General features: G+C 32.7%; 6 protein-coding genes. All 6 read right to left on the bottom strand.

The genetic code is table 11. The features are described 5' to 3' along the window. A partial coding sequence (locus tag HRT72_06700; GenBank protein NQY67397.1) for a hypothetical protein occupies positions 1-281 on the bottom strand: 281 nt, incomplete at its 3' end. Positions 282-318: 37 nt separating this feature from the next. Next, positions 319-1,257 carry a hypothetical protein gene (locus tag HRT72_06695; GenBank protein ID NQY67396.1) on the bottom strand — a complete coding sequence of 313 codons (939 nt, stop codon included), beginning with the start codon at positions 1,255-1,257 and terminating at the stop codon, positions 319-321. Between the two features lie 82 nt (positions 1,258-1,339). After that, positions 1,340-1,579, bottom strand: coding sequence for a hypothetical protein (locus HRT72_06690; GenBank protein NQY67395.1), 240 nt, complete (start codon positions 1,577-1,579; stop codon positions 1,340-1,342). Positions 1,580-1,797: 218 nt separating this feature from the next. Beyond that, a complete protein-coding gene (locus HRT72_06685) occupies positions 1,798-2,793 on the bottom strand; it encodes a tetratricopeptide repeat protein (GenBank protein ID NQY67394.1) in 996 nt (331 codons plus the stop codon). Positions 2,794-2,932: 139 nt separating this feature from the next. After that, complete coding sequence (locus HRT72_06680; protein ID NQY67393.1) at positions 2,933-4,051, bottom strand: hypothetical protein; 1,119 nt, start codon at positions 4,049-4,051, stop codon at positions 2,933-2,935. Positions 4,052-4,085: 34 nt separating this feature from the next. Then, positions 4,086-4,534: SDR family oxidoreductase (locus tag HRT72_06675; protein ID NQY67392.1), on the bottom strand; the 449-nt coding region annotated here is incomplete at its 5' end.

Below are 4,534 nucleotides of genomic sequence, written 5' to 3'. Positions count from 1 at the left end.
GGATCTACACCCAATTGAATAAAATGCTTAATGTGCTTCTTTGCAACGGATCGTCTTGCTTTAACTTTTACTTTTCTTTTGGCATTGGGTTTCTTTAGAGGAAAATACTCCTTTAAAATCTTTAATTTACAGTCTGTAAGCATTCTATCCTCCTTGGGGTTAAATACAAAGTCATAAAATACTTTTACAGGTTTAAATTTAGAATACAATTCCAATACCTGATCTTGAAGCTGTTCCTTTTCAAGCGAGTCTAAATATTTTTTAAGTTTTCTTTTACTCAACTAATTAAAGTATTAACGGGTTGTAAAGTAATTTTTATCAATTCTGCTTACACAGTTCCTCCTTGATCAAGTTAACTTTTAAAACCGTGTTATTGATCCAATCCTCAGGTTCTTGAAAGTTATCACCAGGTAAAAACTCCCTATTCAATAAATCTTTAACCCCATTAGCGATTTGCAAATATGGGGATATTCCTTCCTCTCCAATTTCTATTTGAATATTTACTAACTGAGCTATAACTTCTGTATACGCATTTGAAGCTGAATTCTTTGTTTGATATCCTGGGTTTACGGTATGAACATTGTTTTTTCGTGAGTAGAAATATATTTTCAATTGCTCCATCATATTAACCATTAAATTCCCTATAGCGCAAAATCTAGTTGAATATTTATACAAATACCTCTTTACTATAATAGAACTGTCTTGAATGGCAAGGTTAAGTCCAGAATTCATTGAATTATAATATTCCCTATCTATCTCCTTATAGTCCGATAACTCCTTGGGTAAATTCAGAAACTCCATATTAACATTTTGAAACAAAAAGCGATAAAAACACTCTATTTGAGATGAACTTTTCGAGCTCAAAATACCATAAACCAATGCTGTATTAGTCAATACTTTATTTCTTAGGATATAGGCAAAATCAGATGTAGCTCCCAGCGCCCACTCTCCTTCTATTGCAATATCAATCCAAGCTCTCATCTTTTCCTCTTCACTTATTTCAAATAAAGCAAAGTATTGCGGTACATATAGTTGATATTGCTCTCCTAATATTCCTTTGATCTCATAGCCGTCTCCAAACACTTGAATGAAATCAGTATACGATTTAGGAAAGAGCCTGAAGTACTCCTCTTGATTTCGTCGAATATCCTGAGATCTCAGGTTATTAAATGCAATAATAAAGGAATCAATATTCTGAATTTGAGAATACGACGTGGAACTAAAAGAGATAAAGAATAAAATTAAAACCCATTTCATTTTATGCTCATTATTTAAAATGAACATTAAAGATAAGCTTCAATTAATTCTAAAGTAACGATATAAGATAATGTGTTTTTATCTAAGCAATTTCAAAATGAAGATTTGGAATATCTAGGTATTTTGATTCTGCCGTAAGAGAAATTATATTTTCAAATATAATGCTATCTCCTGCCCCTAATTTGCCCATCTGAGACTTCATTTCTTTGGTAAAGTAGCTATTAGAAGCACAAAATTTGCTTTCTGTTAATTCTGAATCAATAGTCATTGTAAAGAATATTACTTGAGCTTGACTAAGTGCTTTTTCTATATTGGGGATCATGTTTGGTGTTATGTTAGAACAATTTAATTTGGATATTGTATTGATCAGTCATTTTTTACGATAAAAAAAGCTATCTGTTACAAGCAAATCCGTTTAAATATTACTCTTTTTAGAAAACCCTAATTGACAAAATCATATTTATCACATTAACAGAATGTTAACAGTGCTTTTATACGCTATAAAAAAAACATTATTCATTAAATTAATTCTGAATTGGATCAATTACTCTTAATTTTCTCTTGTTCTTCAGCAGTTATCTCTAGATAATTATTCTTTTTAATAGCACTGTATGCTCTATCTAAACAAATTTGAATTTCCTTTTCATTCAAAGAAGATTTGAAAAGAACGGTTATACTGAGAGTTTCTTTGAGTATGGATATAGCCATCGTATAATCTTTTAAGGCCAAATATATTTTTCCGATGAGTATTTTTGAGCTTATAGCATCCTGTTGTTTAGATTTTGCCCGAATGTTATGACTCATCTTTACACAACTTAGGGCATCGTCTAAACTTCCTAGTTCTAGTAACGTGATTCCTAAATCATGTAGTGCTCTCGACCTTTGAGTTGGTGTTGCTGAACTTATCAGTGCTTCGTCGAGAAACCTTCTAGATTCGCCCCAATTGTTTTGCAATCGAAAAAGTGTTGATAATCCACAATACAACTCAAACCGACCATTTTTTCTTTCGTTATAATATGAATCGCTGAGTCCTTTTTCGAAGTAATCCAAGGCATCGTCATATTGTCCAAATCCGGTTGATACTTGTCCTAGATTACACATTAGAAGCTCATAATATGTAGGAACTGGATCACTATATTTTAGGAATTCCTCTGCGATAATGAATTCGGCCAATGCTAATTCTTGATCTCCCATTGCAAGAAGGTTCTTACCATAAAAAAACCGGCAAAGGCCTTGGATATTCAGATCGTCAAGGTCATCACACTTTTTCAAAAGGGATAGTAAGCATGCGCTTGCTTCATTGTAATTATCGGTTAGATATAAATCTATCCCAAGTAGTAATGTTTTTAGAGTTTTGGCTTCATCATTTTCATCTTGAAGTTGCTCACACAGTTTAGTTATTCGACCAAGATACTTTCCATAATCCATATATTCCCCACCACTTGTATGTTCCAAATAGTCGAACACCAAGGACTTTAGAAAACTTGGGCTTTTTCTTACTTTTTCTACTTGACTATCGAAATCTATTCTTTTCACTAATAATATTTAGGAATGCGTTGTAAATACGCTCACCCAAATTAATCAGTTAAAATAAATTCTAGATTTCGACGAAGGAATGGATCTTTACAAGGAAATACGTACTTATTACAAACAAAGCTAGCAGAATACTCTTGTTTTATCGTGGGCAACCTTGTGGGTTAAACCAGATGTTAGGTTCACCACCATTACCTATAGCTCTAATCCAACCCTTTTCAGACTTAACATAGCTGGCACTATTTTCACAAGGGTCACGAGTATAAATTTTAACGCTTACCTCTAACCAATTATCTACTCTTTTACCTGTTAATATTATTTTATTCTCCTTCCCTTTTAAATAATCAACTACAGTACTGTTATATTTAGAATCAGTTTTTAATTCGAGTCCTTTACCAGAAGAACTAATTGGAAAGCAAGGATATCTTTGACCTTTTAAGAAATCAGCATATTGCTCTATTATTAATCCATGTTTCTTTAAATCACTAATTTTAACCCACACTCCTGAATTTACTGTATTCCCTAATATTTGTATAAAACCAGCTTCGCTTTTATAAAATTTTAGATACCATCCATTTCTGATTACCTCTTGAAAGTCGTTCAAGTTTAAATCATACTTTTTTTCATCCTTTATTAAAGAATATTCATTTACGGATTTAAAATTCTCTCTACTTGGATTCTTTCTTCTAATCTGACCAACAAGTGCGCCTAAAGCATTATTATATACATTGATTGGCTCAGTAGAAAAATTAACTTTTGCAGAAACATTACCCGATTTACTACTTACAACACCCAAACCCCAGACCAACCCAGAAGATGGACTTCCTTTAGAAGAACTTTTTTCGGTCGTAGCAACACCCGCAGTTTTGGTGTAGAAAAGTGAATATTTATTATTCTTAATCATTAAAGCTGTCCCCTTTACCTTGTACCATTCCATTTCAGTGTACGGTATGTAATCCCGATATTTCAATTGACCTCCTCCACATGCATGAGATTTACAGTATTCTTTATTTGCAATAAACTTTCCCGATGATAACATTAGATATCTAGAAGAGCAATTATCGCAATCAGAAATGAATTGCATCATTTTACCTGATAGCTTTATTTTATGAGATGCCAAATTCGCGTTTAATCTCAATGACTTTCCTGTTTGTGCACTCGTTATTTTAGCAAGCTTCCAACTTCCCTTAGCATCACCTTGTGAGTATGTATTAAAAGATAAAATAGAAACGAGAAAAATTGTGGCAATAATATTATTCATCAGCTAATTATAAATTCGAGTGTTTCATTTCTTATTAAAACGGATTGGTAGCCCATACTGAAAGTTCTGGAATAAATCCTCTGTCGTCCATTACTAAGACATTCTTAACTGCAATGGCAATTTCTACAGGTGTTAATTTATTACTCGACTCTTCTTTTTCTATTCTGTCCTTATTCCCAAAGGCAGTGGGAACTTCTGAAGGATTGATTAGTGATACTCTAATATTATGTTTCCTTAATTCAGCTCTCCAGCATTCGGTAAGACCTCTCATCGCAAATTTAGAAGCGCAATAAACACTACCATTTGCGTAACCACTTAATGAAGCCGTAGAACCGATATTAATAATATTTCCTTTTCCTATTTTCTTAAATTCTTTAACTACAAGTTGAGTTAGAATAGTGAGGCCGAAAACGTTTGTTGAAAATATTTCTTGCATAAAATCTAATGTGATATCCTCGAGAGAAGCCCTTTGACCAATACCAG

The organism is Flavobacteriales bacterium (assembly GCA_013214975.1).
GTDB lineage: Bacteria > Bacteroidota > Bacteroidia > DT-38 > DT-38 > DT-38.
This window is presented reverse-complemented; position numbering and strand designations above follow the sequence as displayed.